Annotated in this window: 10 protein-coding genes, 1 tRNA gene and 4 pseudogenes; 10 read left to right on the plus strand and 5 right to left on the minus strand. The window is 72.4% G+C overall.

The annotated features are described in order from the left end of the window. Window positions 1-12 precede the first annotated feature (12 nt). Entirely contained in the window at window positions 13-969 is a 957-nt protein-coding gene (locus tag H0S67_RS09075; RefSeq protein WP_180936321.1) for an HNH endonuclease signature motif containing protein, read from the minus strand. 187 nt (window positions 970-1,156) lie between these two features. On the opposite strand from H0S67_RS09075, the gene H0S67_RS09080 reads away from it, so the two are divergent. After that, a complete protein-coding gene (locus H0S67_RS09080) occupies window positions 1,157-1,360 on the plus strand; it encodes a hypothetical protein (RefSeq protein WP_180936322.1) in 204 nt (67 codons plus the stop codon). Window positions 1,361-1,745: 385 nt separating this feature from the next. Here the strand turns inward: H0S67_RS09080 and H0S67_RS28020 are convergent, their stop codons facing one another. Further along, window positions 1,746-2,222 carry a lysyl oxidase family protein gene (locus H0S67_RS28020; protein ID WP_425489928.1) on the minus strand — a complete coding sequence of 159 codons (477 nt, stop codon included), beginning with the start codon at window positions 2,220-2,222 and terminating at the stop codon, window positions 1,746-1,748. 1,147 nt (window positions 2,223-3,369) lie between these two features. On the opposite strand from H0S67_RS28020, the gene H0S67_RS09090 reads away from it, so the two are divergent. The 6 genes from H0S67_RS09090 to H0S67_RS28025 all read left to right on the plus strand — a co-directional run bounded on the left by H0S67_RS09090 (window position 3,370) and on the right by H0S67_RS28025 (window position 7,108). Further along, window positions 3,370-4,635 (plus strand): glutamate-5-semialdehyde dehydrogenase, encoded by a 1,266-nt coding sequence (locus tag H0S67_RS09090; RefSeq protein ID WP_180936324.1) that lies wholly within the window; start codon window positions 3,370-3,372, stop codon window positions 4,633-4,635. Window positions 4,636-4,810: 175 nt separating this feature from the next. Then, the gene (nadD, locus tag H0S67_RS09095) at window positions 4,811-5,437 is read left to right on the plus strand and encodes a nicotinate-nucleotide adenylyltransferase (protein ID WP_281368987.1); all 627 of its coding nucleotides are present in this window, start codon (window positions 4,811-4,813) and stop codon (window positions 5,435-5,437) included. Further along, on the plus strand, window positions 5,434-5,820 hold the full coding sequence (gene rsfS / locus H0S67_RS09100) for a ribosome silencing factor (RefSeq protein WP_180936326.1): 387 nt from the start codon (window positions 5,434-5,436) through the stop codon (window positions 5,818-5,820). The genes nadD and rsfS overlap by 4 nt, the downstream gene beginning before the upstream one ends. Window positions 5,821-5,836: 16 nt before the next feature. Continuing rightward, window positions 5,837-6,526 (plus strand): histidine phosphatase family protein, encoded by a 690-nt coding sequence (locus H0S67_RS09105; RefSeq protein WP_180936327.1) that lies wholly within the window; start codon window positions 5,837-5,839, stop codon window positions 6,524-6,526. A 46-nt stretch (window positions 6,527-6,572) separates the two neighbouring features. Then, window positions 6,573-6,645, plus strand: a tRNA-Ala gene (locus H0S67_RS09110). Between the two features lie 202 nt (window positions 6,646-6,847). Next, complete coding sequence (locus H0S67_RS28025) at window positions 6,848-7,108, plus strand: metallopeptidase family protein (RefSeq protein WP_425489929.1); 261 nt, start codon at window positions 6,848-6,850, stop codon at window positions 7,106-7,108. 900 nt (window positions 7,109-8,008) lie between these two features. Here the strand turns inward: H0S67_RS28025 and H0S67_RS28030 are convergent. Both H0S67_RS28030 and H0S67_RS24810 read right to left on the minus strand, forming a co-directional pair. Then, window positions 8,009-8,572 (minus strand): annotated as a pseudogene (locus tag H0S67_RS28030) (flavin-containing monooxygenase); the annotation flags it as partial. Window positions 8,573-8,622: 50 nt separating this feature from the next. Continuing rightward, window positions 8,623-9,329 (minus strand): annotated as a pseudogene (locus tag H0S67_RS24810) (SDR family NAD(P)-dependent oxidoreductase); the annotation flags it as partial. A 232-nt stretch (window positions 9,330-9,561) separates the two neighbouring features. Between H0S67_RS24810 and leuS the strand changes: the two are divergent. Continuing rightward, window positions 9,562-12,038: pseudogene (gene leuS / locus H0S67_RS09130) on the plus strand (leucine--tRNA ligase). Between the two features lie 6 nt (window positions 12,039-12,044). Here the strand turns inward: leuS and H0S67_RS09135 are convergent. Further along, on the minus strand, window positions 12,045-13,508 hold the full coding sequence (locus tag H0S67_RS09135; RefSeq protein WP_180936329.1) for an AAA family ATPase: 1,464 nt from the start codon (window positions 13,506-13,508) through the stop codon (window positions 12,045-12,047). Window positions 13,509-13,630: 122 nt separating this feature from the next. On the opposite strand from H0S67_RS09135, the pseudogene H0S67_RS09140 reads away from it, so the two are divergent. Both H0S67_RS09140 and H0S67_RS26590 read left to right on the plus strand, forming a co-directional pair. Beyond that, window positions 13,631-14,451, plus strand: a pseudogene (locus tag H0S67_RS09140) (DegV family protein). Between the two features lie 127 nt (window positions 14,452-14,578). Next, complete coding sequence (locus H0S67_RS26590) at window positions 14,579-15,499, plus strand: ComEA family DNA-binding protein (protein WP_180936330.1); 921 nt, start codon at window positions 14,579-14,581, stop codon at window positions 15,497-15,499.

The following is a 15,499-nucleotide window of genomic DNA, read 5'->3' on the forward strand; positions in this document are numbered from 1 at the left end:
CACGGGTGGAGCTCAGTTGCTGGTGAGCTGGATGGTGCCGTGGGGTGTGACCAGGTAGGCGCGGCCGTGGGGTCCGTGCCATTCGTAGGTGCTGTCGGGTCGGCGTCGGTAGCGCCATCGTCGGCTGGTCTTGGCGCGGTGATGTCGCCGGCACAAGGGGGCGAGGTTGCCCGGATGGGTTTGGCCGGGTGGTCCGCCCTCGTCGATGGGGACGTAGGGGTCGATGTGGTCGAGGTCGGCTGAGCGGGCGTCGTGTGGGCACCAGGGGAACACGCAGTGGCCGTCGCGGAGGATGACCAGCTCGCGCATCCACGCGGGGTTCGTGCCGTCGACGCGTCGGTGCGGCCGAGGTCGAGGACCGGCTGGACGGTGACCTGGGAGTGGCCGACCCACTCCTTGATGGGTGATGGTGGCGGCGCCGAGCCGCTCGACCGTGCCCGCGGCCAGGTCCCCGGGTGCCGCGCCGTGGGTGGCGAGGTCGGCCAGGTTCAGGTGGAGGTAGAACCGGGTCTTCGGCGTCGCGGCGCGGGCCGCGGCGTCACCTCGGTGTCGGAGCCAGAGCGTGGTGAGGTCGAGCTGGGCCTGCTGGGCGCGATGACGCCCAGGCCTTGGCCTTGCGGACCTCCAGCTCGTCGTGTCGCCGAGTGCCTTCAAGGCGGCGGCGTGGTCGCAGACGAGGTCGTGGAAGGCGGTGAGGTCGAGGGTGTCGCCGGTGATGTCGAGCCAGGAGGTGCCGGCGTACTCGCTCGGGGCGGGGTGGCGCAGCGTGACGTGCCAGGACTGCTTCCCGGCTTCTCCGCTCCTCGAGCTCGGGGTGGTACTTGGCGATCGCGTGGGCGACGGCGGTCTCGATCGCCTTCCAGCTGCACGAGGCGAGCCTGGGGCGAGCTGTTCGTCGACGTAGGCGGCGGCGTCGCGGGAGAGGCGGTGGGTGGCCTGGGCGACGTGCCGGGCCTTGTACGGCTCCACCGCGAGCGATTCGACGAGCGCCAGATGCGGGGCAGCCGGTGCTGCAGGTCCAGGGCGTCGGCGATCAGCTTCATCCCCGTCTCAGTGGCCACCCCGAGGGTGGCGGCCAGGGTTCGGGGGCGAACGCGGAGACCGCCGGGGTGCCGTCCCCCCGAGGGACTCGTCCCCGTCCAGGTCGCCGTCCAGAGTGAGCGCCGCCCCACGTCGCGATCCCGGTGTCGGCGGTGGCGGGGTGGACCACGCACCACTGCGCGGCGATGCGGAGCTTGCCGCGTTCGGCGGCTCGGGCGTCCAGCTTGCGCTGCTCGAGCACCTCGAGCAGGCCGGCGGCGTCGAGGTCGGCGACCTCGACGGGCTCTCCGCTGCATCGGTTTCGAACATGTGTCCATGATCGCATCGACCACCGACAGTCAGGCGCCAGAATCGGCCCGGTCCGGGGGTTCTGGGGACAAGCGAAGGTAAACTTCCGGGTTGCCGGCTCGACGGGTGTCGCCCTGCCTTGGCTGCGGGGGTTTCGAGGCTCGCTGACGCTCGCACCTCAACCACCGGCGCACCTCGACCACCGGCGCACCGCGAGCCGGGAGGCAGCAGCGACCGCGGCGTACCGCTCCCCATAGCTGCCATCACCGCAACCACCCACGAGCCGTGGGCCGCCGACGGCGGTGTTGTCGACACGCTCACCGGCGGACGGGGCGTGCCTCCGCCTCGACGCAGTCGCACAGCGAGCCGGCCGCGGCGGACGCGTGAGCGTCTGCCGCGGCCGGCTGCCCTGGGGGTCACCTGCCGAAGCGGCCCGTCTCGTCGATGATGCCGACCTGGGGGACCGTCACGGTGCGGTGGCCCTCGGTGCCCTTGATGATCACCTTGCGCAGCGACTCGTTGTTGTCGGTCGAGGACTCGACGAGGCGGTCGGAGGGGTTGGCGATCACGGCGATGTAGTAAGTGCCGTTCGGGAGGCCCTTGAGGTCGAAGGACTGCCCGGCGCGGAACTGGGCGTAGGTGTCGCCCCAGCCCGACGCCAGCACCTCGCGGATCGACAGCGCGGTCAGGTCACCGCAGGAGGTGGCGAGGTCGGTGTTCTCCGGGTTCCAGGCGGCGTTCGGGACCGTCTGGTCCACCGCGTCGGTGTTGGCGAGGCAGAACGCCTCCTTCTTCGAGGTCACGGCCTCGGTCTTGTCCTTCTTGAGCAGGACGTAGCGGGCGAAGTCCTCGAAGTGCCAGTGCTGGTGCGTGGGGCGCGGGTCCCAGTGCATGCTGCCGACCTGCTGGTAGCCGGTCTGGTTGCCGTCGCCGTCGAAGAAGTACTGGTAGGCGTCCATCTCGTCCTCGCCGTCCCGACGGAAGCCGTCGACCACGAGCGGGCTGTCCCCGGCGTTCCAGACGGTGGCGGCGAACTGCAGGTAGTTGCCGTTGCGCGACACCTGGATGCCCCACGCGGGCAGTGCCCGCAGGTCGGGCTGCGTGCTCGGCACGACGCCGGCCGAGGACTGCTGCGGCTCGTGCGCGGCGGGTTGCGCCGTCTCCGAGGCAGCGGTGGCGGGCGAGTGGGCGCGGGCGTTCGCGTTCTCCTTCTGGACCACGAGCTTGAAGGTGCGCGAGCTCTCGGCCGCCGTCATGCCGAACACCTCGGCGTACTTGGGCGCGATGCTCGCCGTCACGTCGTAGGTGCCGAGGGGCAGGCGCATCGGCCCGCCCTGGCCGAGCAGCGCCGTGGCCCAGCCCTGCTGGACCCCCTGGACCGAGCCCAGGGTGTACGGGTTGTACCAGCAGCCGCGCGGGTACGGCGAGGTGGCCGGCGCGTCCGGGCGGACCCGCTCGGACCACCCGTTGAGGCATCCGGCCTTCGTCATGGTGATCGTGTCCCCGCCGTTGCGGGGGACCATCTCCAGCTTCAGGAACCGGCTCAGCCCCGTGAAGTCCTTCATCGACCCCTCGGGCAGGGTCACGTCGCCGCCGGGGGCGCGCCAGACGGTCTGGATCTGGTCGTCGTACGACGGACGGTTCGACCACAGCTCCAGGGGTGCGCCCTGGGCGATCAGCCGGATCCCCAGGTCGGTCCACGCGTGGCCGCGGTAGGTGTAGGCGTTGACCTGGGCGGGCGCCCACAGGGCGAGAGGTGAGGTGGTCGCAGCAGCCGTGGGCGCGGTCGCCTCGGCCGGGGCGTGGAGGGCTGGGAGGGTCAGTGCGACCGCAGCGGCGAGCCCGAGGGCCCGGGCGCCCGAGCGCCAGGAATGACGAAGCACGGCGTTGTCCTTCTGGAGTGACGGATGAGAGCTCTGCGGAACTAAGACGCCGCGGCGACACGTTTGGTTGCCCTGGCCGGCATTTGCGTCGGCCCTGGGTTGTCCGGCCGTGAGGACGAGTCCGGGAGGGGGCCCACCAGCGCTCTACGCTCGAGGCATGGCAGGAGCAGACATCCCGCAGGACCACGAGGTGCTCGTCGCTGCCCGGCGCGCCCGCACGGCCAGCCACGGGCTCGCGCTCGCGACCCGCGAGCAGAAGGACCGCGCCCTGCGGTCGATGGCGGACGGCCTGCTGGCCGCGCGCGCCGAGGTGCTCGCGGCGAACGCCGAGGACGTGCAGCGGGCCGAGGCGGGCGGCACCCCGCCCAACATCGTCGACCGCCTGCGCCTGACCGACGACCGGCTGGCCGGAATGGTCCAGGGGCTGCGGGACGTCGCCGGGCTGCCCGACCCCGTCGGCGAGGTCGTGCGCGGTGGCACGCTGGCCAACGGCCTCGAGCTTCGGCAGGTGCGGGTGCCCTTCGGCGTCGTCGGGATGATCTACGAGGCCCGCCCCAACGTGACCGCCGACGCGGCCGGCATCTGCCTGAAGTCCGGCAACGCGGTGCTGCTGCGCGGCAGCTCGAGCGCCCGGTCCAGCAATGCCGCGATCGTCTCCGTCCTGCGCGAGGCCGCGGTGGCGGAAGGCCTGGACGCCGACGTGGTCCAGCTGGTGCCGGGGGACTCGCACGAGTCCGTGAAGGTGCTGATGCGCGCTCGCGGCCTGGTCGACGTGCTCATCCCGCGCGGCGGAGCGGGCCTGATCCGCAGCGTCGTGGAGGAGTCCACGGTGCCCGTCATCGAGACCGGTGTCGGCAACTGCCACGTCTACGTCGACGCCGCGGCGGACCTCGACAAGGCGCTCGCCATCGTGGTGAACGCCAAGACCCACCGCACCAGCGTGTGCAACGCCGCCGAGTCGCTGCTGGTCCACGCCGACGTGGCGGAGGCGTTCCTGCCGCGGGTGGTCCCGGCGCTGCAGGAGGCCGGGGTCACGGTGCACGGCGACGAGGTGTTCGCGGCGTACGACGGGGTGGTGGCGGCGACCGAGGAGGACTACGCGGAGGAGTACCTCTCCCTCGACATCTCGGCGCGGGTGGTGCCGGACCTCGACGAGGCGATCGCCCACATCCGCCGTTTCTCCAGCCAGCACTCCGACGCGATCGTGACCGAGCACCAGGGCGCCGCGCGCCGGTTCGTCGCCGAGGTGGACTCCGCGGCGGTGCTGGTCAACGCCTCGACCCGGTTCACCGACGGTGGTGAGTTCGGCTTCGGGGCCGAGATCGGGATCAGCACCCAGAAGCTCCACGCGCGAGGCCCGATGGGGCTGCCGGAGATGACGTCGACCAAGTACGTCGTCACCGGGGACGGCCACGTGCGCTGAGACCCGTGCCCCCGGGTAGGCTGTCCGGCATGAATCACTGGGTTGTGGGCGGAATCGCACTGGGCATCCTCCTCTTCATGATGGCCGGGCTCCTGATGTTCGGCGCGGGACGCGAGCACAGCTGAGCACCTCACGCCCCACGGCGGGAGCGTCGCGCACGCCCGGCCCCCGACGGGTGGGGGTCATGGGCGGGACGTTCGACCCCATCCACCACGGCCACCTGGTGGCCGCGTCGGAGGTGCAGGCGTGGTTCGACCTCGACGAGGTCGTGTTCGTGCCCACCGGGGACCCCTGGCAGAAGTCCGACCGTGAGGTCTCGCCGGCCGAGCACCGCTACCTGATGACGGTGATCGCGACCGCTGCGAACCCCCGCTTCAACGTGTCCCGGGTCGACATCGACCGCACGGGCCCGACGTACACCATCGACACGCTGCGCGACCTGCGCGCAACGATGCCGGACGCCGAGCTCTACTTCATCACCGGTGCCGACGCGCTCGCCGAGATCTTCACCTGGCGCAACGCCGAGGAGCTCTTCGCGCTCGCGAAGTTCGTCGGCTGCACCCGGCCCGGCTACACGATGGACGCCGCCACGCTCGACGCGATCCCGGCAGACCGGGTGACCATGGTCGAGATCCCCGCGCTGGCCATCTCCTCCAGTGACTGCCGCGACCGCAAGCGCCGCGGGGAGCCCGTGTGGTACCTCGTGCCCGACGGCGTCGTGCAGTACATCGCCAAGCACCACCTCTACCCACCGTCGGTGGTCGAGCCCGTCGAGACCACCATGGACAAGGACCTTCTGTGACCGCCACTGACCACGCCCTCGAGCTCGTCCGCGCCGCCGCGCGAGCCGCGTCCGACAAGCTCGCCACGAACATCGTGGCCTTCGACGTCAGCGAGCAGCTCGCCATCACCGACGCCTTCCTGCTCGCCTCCGCCGCCAACGACCGCCAGGTCAAGGCGATCGTGGACGAGGTCGAGGACAAGCTGCGCGAGATCGGCTCGAAGCCGATCCGCCGCGAGGGCGAGCGCGACGGACGGTGGGTCCTCATCGACTACGGCGAGATCGTGGTCCACGTCCAGCACGAGGAGGAGCGGCAGTTCTACGCCCTCGAGCGGCTGTGGCGCGACTGCCCCGTGATCGAGCTGCCCGCCGACGTCACCTCGGGCGGCGCTGTTGAGCGCTGAGCGCCAGCGCTCAGCGGTGGAGGCCGCCGAGACGGCCGGTGGCCGCCGGCTGGTGCTGCTCCGGCACGGACGCACGGCCTGGAACCTCGAGGGCCGGGCCCAGGGCCACACCGACGTCCCCCTCGACGACACCGGCCGGGCCCAGGCGGCCGCGGCGGCGCCGTACCTCGCGCTGCTGCGGCCCACGCTGCTGTGGAGCAGTGACCTCGCCCGCGCCCGCGAGACCGCGTCGTACGTCGAGGCGGCCACCGGCCTGGTGGCGACCCTCGACCCCCGGGTGCGCGAGTTCGACGTGGGGGAGCGGGCCGGGCTGACCGTGGCGGAGTTCGCCGCGAAGTACCCCGAGGCGCACGCGCGCTGGGCCTCCGGCCACATCACCGGTGGGGTGCCCGGCGCGGAGACCATCGAGGACGTGACCGGTCGCATGGTGCCGGCGCTGCGGGACATGGTGGCGGCCCTGGCGCCGGGGGAGACCGGCGTCGTGGTGACCCACGGTGCCTGCCTGAAGGTCTCGCTGGTGGCGCTGCTCGGCCTGCCGGTGGAGGTCGACGAGTCGATCTTCGTCATGGACAACTGCGGCTGGGCCAGCGTGACGGAGCACCGGAGCGGCCGGTTGCGCCTCAGCTCCTACAACGAGACCGCGCATCCCGGCGTCCTGACGGTTCCGGGGACCCCCGATTTCGCAACCGATGCACCGAGTGGCTAATATTCCACGCGTTGCTCACCGCGGCGGAGACGCCAAGGGAAGCGATGGGGCTGTGGCGCAGCTGGTAGCGCACCTGCATGGCATGCAGGGGGTCAGGGGTTCGAGTCCCCTCAGCTCCACAACGAGAAGGCCGGCACCCGAGGGTGCCGGCCTTCTGTCGTCTCCGGGTCAGGACCGGGCCCGGCCGTTGGTCGAGCCGGACAGGATGGTGGAGTGGACCCTGACGAGATCGGACCGGAAGCGTTCGACGACCTCGTCCGTGAGGCGCTGGACCGGTTGCCGGACGAGGCGCTGGAGCTGGTCGCCGAGATCGCCGTGGTCGTGCGCGAGGAGCCGGAGCCCGACGAGGTCCGTCCGGGGCAGCTGCTGCTGGGCATGTTCCGGGGCATCGAGCACACGCGGGCCGGTGGTCGCGTCCCCGGCAGCCTGCCCGACGTCATCACGCTCTACCGGCGGCCCATCCTCGCGGTCTGCCGGACCGCCGACGAGGTCGCGCCCCGGGTGCTCAAGGTGCTGGGGCACGAGGTCGGCCACGCGTTCGGGCTGAGCGAGGCGCAGCTGCGCGCGTACGGCTGGTTCTGAGGCGCTAGGAGACCTCTTCGAGCTCCGACCAGTCCACGGTCGCGGTGCGGTCGACGTACTCCTGCACCCGTCCGGGCCAGTTGGTGGTGATCCGCGCCCCGTCGCGGTACCAGCTGTTGCAGCCCGCCCAGGCGCTGCGCGAGAGCCGGTCCTGCATCTCCCGGTCGTAGGCCTCGGCCACGGCGGGGCGTACGGCGACCGGTGCGCGCCGCCGTCGGCGATCCGGCCCACGACCTGGGCGATCCACCCGGCCTGGGCCTCCATCATCGCGATGATCGAGCTGCCGCCGAGGTTGGTGTTGGGGCCGTAGATGCAGAACAGGTTCGGGAAGCCGGGCACGGAGAGCCCGAGGTGCGCGCGGGCGCCGTCGGACCACAGCTCGTGCAGGTCGGCGCCGCCCGCACCGCGGACCTCGATCCCGTCGAGGAAGTGCGTGGCGGCGAAGCCCGTGCCCCAGACCAGCACGTCCGCCTCGTGCAGCCGGCCGTCGGTGGTGCGGACCCCCTCGGGCTCGATCCGGCTGATGCCCTCGGTGACCACGTCGACGTGGTCGCGGGACAGGGCGGGGTACCAGTCGTTGGAGAAGAGCAGCCGCTTGCAGCCGATCGGGTAGTCCGGCACCAGCTTGCGGCGCAGCGCGGGGTCGCGCACCTGGGTGCGGAGCTGCAGCCGGAACGTCGCCCGCAGCAGCGCGGGCAGGGGAGTGGACAGCCACGAGTCGCCACCGAGGGCGGCGTTGAGCTTCTCGGTCACCCAGAAGACCGAGCGGCGCTCCGCGAGCTGCGTCCACGGACGCCGCCGGAAGAGCGCGTGGTGGCGCGGTCCGTAGGCCTGGTCCGGCTTGGGCACGACGTACGGCGCGGAGCGCTGGAAGACCGTCATCGACCCCACCCGGTCGACGATGCCCGGCACGAACTGGATCGCGCTGGCGCCGGTGCCCACCACCGCCACGCGCTTGCCGGTCAGGTCGACGTCGTGGCGCCACCGGGCCGAGTGGAAGGCGGGGCCGGCGAAGGTGTCGGCGCCCGGGATGGCCGGGACCGCAGGGTTGGACAGCTGGCCCACCGCCGAGATGACGACATCGGCCTCGAGGGTCTCCCCGTCACCGGTCGTCACGCGCCAGCGGCCGCGCGTCTCGTCGTACTCCGCGGCCTTGACCTCGACGCCGGTGCGCACGAGGTCGAGCAGCCCGGCCTCGCGGGCCGCACGGCGCAGGTAGTCGAGGATCTCCTGCTGGGGACCGTAGCGGCGGCCCCACTCCGGGTTGGGCGCCCACGACCAGGAGTAGAGCGGCGTGGGCACGTCGCAGGCGGCGCCCGGGTAGGTGTTGTCGCGCCAGACCCCGCCGACGTCGTCGGCGCGCTCGAGGATCGTGATGTCCCCGACGCCGGCGCGGCGCAGGGCCTGCGCGACCCCCAGCCCCCCGAAGCCGGCACCGATCACGACCACGCGCGGAGAGCTCATGGTCCGACGTTAGAACAGGTTCCGGCTCGGCGGGAGGGTGTGTCCGGCGCTCAGGTGATGGTCATCCCGCCGTCGACCGCCAGCGTCTGCCCGGTGACGTAGCCGGCCGCGTCAGAGGCGAGGAAGACCACGGCGGCGGCCAGCTCGGCCGGGTCGCCCTTGCGGCCCACGGGGATCCGCGGTCCCTGGGACTCCAGATAGCCGGGCGGGTACTGCTCGGTCATCTCGGACTCGAAGAAGCCGGGTGCGATCGCGTTGACCCGGATGCCCTTGCGGCCGGTCCACTGCTGGGCCAGGTCGCGGGTGAGCCCGATCAGGCCCGCCTTGGACGCGGCGTACGCCGCCTGCGGCAGCCCGGCGGTGGTGAGGCCGAGCACCGAGCTGATGTTGATGATGCTCGAGCCCGGCTGCATCACCCGGCCGCACGCCTGGGCCATCCAGTAGCAGCCGTTGAGGTTGACGTCGATGACCTGGCGGAACTGCTCGGCGTCTCGCGGGTCGCCGGGACCGCCGTGCCGATGCCGGCGTTGTTGACCAGGATGTCGACGCGGCCGAACTCCTCCATGGCCAGGGCCACGAGGTTGGTGCAGGAGTCCGGGTCGGCCACGTCCGTGGCGACGGTCAGGGCGCGGCGCCCCGCGGCGTTCACCAGCTTCGCGGTGTCCTCGAGCCGGTCGGCGCGTCGGGCCCCGAGGGCCACGTCGGCGCCGGCTTCGGCGAGGCCCTGGGCGAACGCGACGCCCAGCCCGCTGGAGGCGCCGGTGACGACGGCGACCCTGCCGTCGAGTCGGAACATGTCGGTGACGGTCTTCTCGGCCATGCCGCGACTGTAGCCACCCGGGCGTGGTTCGGTACGATGGGTCACATGCGGAGGATCCTGCTCCTTATCTAGCCGCGTCGAGACGCACACATCGACGCGGCTGCCCCTCGTGCCCGAGGGGCTTTTTTGTGCCCGGAGCCAGATCACCGACCAACGTGGGAGAGAAGAGATGAGCGAGCAGGCAGGCACCGCCGACGAGCGTGCGACGTACGACACCGCGGCCGCCGAGGCCAAGTGGCGGGCGGTGTGGGACGAGCTGCAGCCGTTCCGGGCCGAGGACGACAGCCCGCGCGAGAAGAAGTACGCGCTCACGATGTTCCCCTACCCAGCGGTGACCTGCACATGGGCCACGCGGAGGTCACGGCGCTGCACGACGTGATCGCCCGCTACTGGTGGCAGAAGGGCTACGAGGTCCTGAACCCGATGGGCTGGGACTCGTTCGGCCTGCCCGCCGAGAACGCCGCGATCCGCAACGACGCCCACCCTGCCGACTACACCTACGGCAACATCGCCACCCAGCTGGAGTCCTTCCAGCGGTACGGCGTGAGCTTCGACTGGTCGCGCAGGTTCAACACCTCGGACCCGTCGTACTACCGGTGGACCCAGTGGTTGTTCCTGAAGTTCCACGAGAAGGGCCTGGCCTACCGCAAGAACAGCCCGGTCAACTGGTGCCCGAACGACCAGACCGTGCTGGCCAACGAGCAGGTCGTCGACGGCGCGTGCGAGCGCTGCGGCGCCGAGGTCACCAAGCGCGAGCTGACCCAGTGGTACTTCCGCACGACGGCCTACGCCCAGGAGCTGCTGGAGTGCCTGGACGACCTGCAGCCCACCTGGTCGGACAAGGTCGTCAACGCGCAGCGCAACTGGATCGGGCGCTCCGAGGGCGCCCACGTCGACTTCGTCGTGGAGGGCCGCGAGGAGCCGCTGACGGTCTACACGACCCGTCCCGACACGCTGTTCGGGGCGACGTTCATGGTCGTAGCGGCCGACGCGGCCCTGGCCTCCGAGCTGGTGACCGACGAGCAGCGCCAGGCCCTGGACGACTACCTGGTCGAGGTCCGCAAGGAGACCGAGATCAACCGCCTGTCGACCGACCGGCCCAAGACCGGCGTCTTCCTGGGCGTCCACGCCGTCAACCCGCTGACCGGCACCCGGATCCCCGTGTACGCCGCGGACTACGTGCTGGCCGACTACGGCACCGGCGCGATCATGGCGGTGCCCGGACAGGACCAGCGCGACTGGGAGTTCGCGACGGCGTTCGACCTGCCGATCGTGCGCACCGTGCAGCCGCCGGACGACTGGGAGGGCGAGGCCTTCACCGGTGACGGCCCGGCGATCAACTCGGCCAACGACGAGATCGACCTGTCCGGCATGGGTGTGGCCGAGGCCAAGTCCACGACCATCGCGTTCCTGGAGGGCCGGGGGCTGGGCCGCGGCACGGTCAACTTCCGGCTGCGCGACTGGCTGCTGTCGCGCCAGCGCTACTGGGGTGCGCCGATCCCGATCATCCACTGCCCGGTCGACGGCGAGGTCCGGTCCCCGAGGACCAGTTGCCCGTCGAGCTGCCCGAGCTGCGCGGCGCCGACCTGAAGCCCAAGGGCACCTCGCCCCTGGGCGCGGCCACGGAGTGGGTCAACGTCACCTGTCCCACCTGTGGCGGCCCGGCCACCCGGGACACCGACCATGGACACCTTCGTGGACTCGTCCTGGTACTTCTTCCGCTACGTCTCGCCGCACGACGACACCCAGGCGTTCGACAGCGCCCTGGCCGACGCGTGGGGCCCGGTCGACCTGTACGTCGGCGGCGACGAGCACGCCGTGCTGCACCTGCTGTACGCCCGCTTCTTCACCAAGGCGCTGCGTGACATGGGCCTGGTCAGCTGGGACGAGCCGTTCTCGGCGTACCTGTCCCAGGGCAAGGTCATCAACAACGGTCGCAAGATGAGCAAGTCGCTGGGCAACGGCGTCAGTCTGGGGGACCAACTTGCGGAGTTCGGTGTCGACGCCGTCCGCCTGACGCTGGTCTTCGCCAGCCCGCCGGAGGACAACATCGACTGGGCGGACGTCTCGCCCGGAGGCTCGGCGCGCTTCCTGCAGCGCGCCTGGCGGCTGAGCGGGGACGTCACCAGCGAGCCCGGGGTCGACCCGGCCGGTGGGGACCTGGCGCTGCGCAAGGTCACCCACAAGACGCTGCGCGACGCCGAGGTGCTGGTGGAGAGCCACCGGTTCAACGTCATGGTCGCCCGCACGATGGAGCTGGTGAACGCCACCCGCAAGGCGATCGACTCCGGTGCCGGAGGGTCCGACCCGGCGGTGCGCGAGGCCGTCGAGGCGGTCGCGATCCTGCTGTCGCTGGTGGCGCCGTACACCGCCGAGGAGATGTGGGAGCGGCTGGGCCACGAGCCCACCGTCGCCCGCGTCGGCTGGCCCACGATCGACCCCGCGCTGCTGGTCGAGGACGCGGTGACCGCCGTCGTGCAGATCCAGGGCAAGGTCAAGGCCCGCCTGGAGGTCTCGCCCGACATCAGCGAGGCCGACCTGGAGGCGCTGGCGATGGCGGACCCCGCCGTCGTCAAGGCCGTCGACGGCCGGCCGGTGCGCAAGGTCATCGTGCGCGCGCCGAAGCTGGTCAACGTCGTCGTCTGAGGGGCCTCACGCCTCGCGGAAGCCGAGCACCGCCCGGGTCATCTGGTTGCGCGTGTCGAGCAGCTCGTCGAGAGCGGTGGTGAGGTCGTCGGCCGACACGGTGAGAGCCGCGTCGGCCGACGGCTCGCGGTCCGCCGCCACCACAGCCGCACGACGCAGCAGCTCCTTGAGGAACGACGCCGTGACACCGTCGGTGCGATCCAGCACGTCGTCGAGGCCTCCGAGGTCGACGTCGAGGCGGCCGCGATACAGCTCGACGAGCCGCCGGCGCGACTCCCGGTCGGGGAGGTCCACGTGGACCGCCTGGTCGACCCGCCCCGGTCGGGACGCCAGCGCCGGCTCGAGCAGGTCGGCCCGGTTGGTGGTGAGCAGGAAGACGACGTCGGCGTCCTCGTCGAGCCCGTCCATCTCGTTGAGCAGGGTGAACAGCAACGGCGTCTGCCCGCTGTAGTGGTCGCGCTCCTGGGCGATGAGGTCGACGTCCTCGACCACGATCATCGACGGCTGCAGGCTGCGGGCGATCGAACATGCGTCCCGGATCGCGCCGAGGGTCTCCCCGGTCAGCTCGACGATCGTCGTGCCGACGAGCTGGCTCACGAGGTAGCGGACCGTGTGCGTCTTGCCCACGCCCGGCGGGCCGTACAGCAGCAGACCGCGCTTGAGGTGCTGGCCGGCGGCGCGGAGCCGGTCGCTGTTGCGCGCGACGCCGACCACCTGGCGGCGTACGTCGGCGAAGGTGTCCGCAGGGAGGATCAGGTCGTCGGCGGTCATGGCCGGCCGCTCGTGGAAGCGCAGCAAGGAGGACCGCTCGCCGAAGGTGCTGTGGCCGAAGGACACGACCTGCCCGCGGTAGACGTTCAGGTCCAGGGCAAGCTGACGCAACGCTGCGGTCACCGCCGTCGCGAGGCCGTCCCGGTTGGCGACCGCCTCCACCGAGACCCCGCGCATCTCGCTCTCGGGGTCCGCGCCGCGGAGGAGCAGTGCGATCCGGTCCGGGCCCTCCTCGACAAGGACGAGTGCGGCCCGCAGGCACTCGCGGGTCCTGCCCGCCGGCCCGCTGGGCATGCTGGTCCGGGTGACGTTGCCGGGCCGCGGACCGTGGTGGTGCATCGAGCCGTCCTGCCCGAGCAGGTCGGCGAGGCCGAAGGGGCCGCGGTGGCGGTAGTCCGCCATCCCGACGAGCCGGTGACGGCGGCCCGGTGCCTCGAGCCAGGCGTCGAGGGCGGCCTGGACGTTGACGTGCTCGTAGGCGGGCCAGTGCTCGTCGACGACGGGCAGGTCCGCGAGTGGTACGCCGAGGTGCTCGGCGATGACGGAGCGGAAGGTCGGTCGCTCCGCGGCTCGGGCCTGGCTCACGAAGCGGCGCACGAGCATCCGCCCGTAGCGCCTGATGTCCGAGAGCTCGGGACGCGGCTCTTCGCCGGCGCTCGTGGAATCGGGGCTCGTGCTGATGAACGATCGGTACGCCACCGCGCCGGTCCTCCGTCCGTCCTGGGTGGGCGCAGCCTACGACGCGGTGACCGCTCCGGTCCCCGGAAAGCCCGGGTAGCCTTCCGGGCATGCCGGCCGCGATCGTCACCGACTCGACCGCCATGCTCCCCGCGAGCCTGGCGGCCGAGCGCGGGATCACGGTTGTGCCGCTGCAGGTGGTGATCGGGGCCCAGGTGCTCGACGAGGGCGCCGACGGCGCGACCCCCGAGGTGGTGGCCGAGGCGCTGCGTGCCTTCAAGCCGGTCAGCACGTCCCGGCCCTCGCCGGCCGTGCTGCTGGAGGCCTATGAGGCAGCCGCTCGCAACGGCGCGACCGAGGTGCTCTCGATCCACCTCTCCGGGAGATGAGCGGCACCTTCGAGTCCGCCCAGCTGGCCGCCCGGGAGGCCTCGGTGCCGGTGCTCGCCCTCGACAGCCGGCAGGTGGGCGTGGCGACCGGGTTCGCCGTGCTCGCCGCCGCCGATGCGCTGGACGCGGGCGGGTCCGCGGCCGAGGCGGCGGAGGCCGCACGGTGCCGTGCCGCGGCGTCGGCGTCGCTCTTCTACGTCGACACGCTGGAGTACCTCCGGCGCGGGGGACGCATCGGCGCGGCGGCCGCGCTGTTCGGCGGCGCGCTGTCGGTCAAGCCGCTGCTGCAGATCGAGAACGGCGTCGTGGCCACCCTGGAGAAGGTGCGGACGGCAGCGCGCGCTCTGGGCCGGCTCGAGGAACTCGCCGTGCAGGCGGCGGGGGAGCGCCCCGTCGACGTCTGCGTGGCCCACCTCGCCAGCCCCGACCGTGCCGGCCAGCTCGCCGAGCACCTGACGTCCCGGCTGGCCGTCAACCTGTCGGGCCGCGAGGTCTGGTGCGGCGAGCTCGGTGCCGTGCTCGGAGCCCACGTGGGTCCGGGCATGCTGGCGGTCTGCGTGGCCCCGCGCTCCTGAGGTCGGTCCTCGTCCGGTGCACTCGCCGGGCCGTTCCTCGTCCACACCTCCCCGCGCGAGCGCGGCCGTCCACAGGCCGTGGCCGGTCTGCCGACGACGGTCGGCTCCGCTGCCTAGCGTCCCCGGCATGCGTAGTCGCCCCACCCCTGAGCACCAGGAAGCCGTCTCCCGCCGGCTGGCGCTGCTGAGCGCCGAGCTGGCGTCGGTGCGTCCCCCGGCGGGGGAGCGGGCGCTCCAGCCGGTGCCCGTCCTGGCCGCCGACGAGCCACCGGAGCTCGACGAGACTGTGCCGCAGCCCCCGCCCCCGCCGGTGCCCGTGCCCGGCCGGCACGCGTCGCGCCGGTCCCGGCGCCTGCTCGCCGCGGCCGTGCCCGAGACGCTGCGCGGGCGGGTCTCGATCGGGCCCTCCCAGGTCGCGGTGCTGGCGGTGCTGGTGGCGCTGGCCCTCGCGGTGACCTGCTGGTGGGTCGTGCGCGGGGGGGCCCACGAGGTGGTGGCGCCGGTGGTCCCGAGCCCCGCCGCCGCCCTGGTGTCGGTCTCGCCCCCGGTCCCGGCGGCCGGTCCGGCCGAGGGTGGCGCCTCGGGCGCCACGGCGGAGGCCACGAAGGACCAGGCAGCCGGGTCCGTGACCGTCGACGTGGCCGGCAAGGTGCGCCGGCCCGGGATCGCGGTCCTCGACGCGGGCGCCCGCGTGGTCGACGCCTTGAAGGCCGCCGGGGGAGCGCGTCCCGGGGTCGACCTCTCGGGGCTCAACCTCGCCCGCGTCCTCGTCGACGGGGAGCAGATCCTGGTGGGTGTGCCGGCCCCGGTGGGGCTGGCGGCGTCCGCCGCCCCCTCGGCGGGTGCACCCGGTGGCCCGCTGGTCAACCTCAACACCGCGACGGAGGCCGAGCTCGACGCGCTGCCCGAGGTCGGCCCGGTGACGGCCCAGGCGATCCTGGCGTGGCGCGACGAGCACGGTGGCTTCTCCTCGGTCGACGAGCTGCTCGAGGTGGACGGGATCGGCGACGCGACCCTGGCCAAGCTGGCGCCCCTGGTCACGGTCTGA

Origin of the sequence: Nocardioides ungokensis, assembly GCF_013466985.1 — a bacterium.
Lineage (GTDB): Bacteria > Actinomycetota > Actinomycetes > Propionibacteriales > Nocardioidaceae > Nocardioides > Nocardioides ungokensis.

Bases quoted from the DNA above. Each gene is read 5' to 3' on its own strand.
- H0S67_RS28020 (WP_425489928.1), bottom strand. From the start codon at position 2,222: ATGCACTGGGACCCGCGCCCCACGCACCAGCACTGGCACTTCGAGGAC.
- H0S67_RS09090 (WP_180936324.1), top strand. From the start codon at position 3,370: ATGGCAGGAGCAGACATCCCGCAGGACCACGAGGTGCTCGTCGCTGCC.
- H0S67_RS26590 (WP_180936330.1), top strand. From the start codon at position 14,579: ATGCGTAGTCGCCCCACCCCTGAGCACCAGGAAGCCGTCTCCCGCCGG.